The organism is Pseudoalteromonas sp. S2755 (assembly GCF_005886535.1).
Taxonomy (GTDB): Bacteria; Pseudomonadota; Gammaproteobacteria; order Enterobacterales; family Alteromonadaceae; genus Pseudoalteromonas.
In genome coordinates, this window is the sequence record NZ_PNDS01000189.1 from 1 (window position 1) to 332 (window position 332).

At 50.3% G+C, this 332-nt stretch carries 1 pseudogene; it reads left to right on the top strand.

Annotated features, from left to right (window positions below):
* Positions 1 to 96 precede the first annotated feature (96 nt).
* Positions 97 to 332 (top strand): annotated as a pseudogene (locus CWC03_RS23830) (hypothetical protein); the annotation flags it as partial.

Below are 332 nucleotides of genomic sequence, written 5' to 3' on the forward strand. Positions count from 1 at the left end.
GTAGGCAAAGGCGAACCAGTTAAATACTTAAGAGACATCAACTGGCAAGACCTAGGAAAACAATCCGCCACGGAAGTTAAAAACATCGTCAAAGGCCTGCGCGATTCACTCGATGACATGTCTACCAGCTGGCACTACGACCTACTACTTCCAGACGCCGCTATCGAAGGCATGCAAGCCACGGTAAAACGCCTAGACGAGGTCACCCCCAAAATCGACCAGCATATGCAACAAGCCGCCCAAGAAATCGGACAGCGAGTTAATAAAGCGCTGGATGAATATCAAGGCCAACCACCAATTCGAGGCGTTACCGACAAGCCCACCAAAGCCAA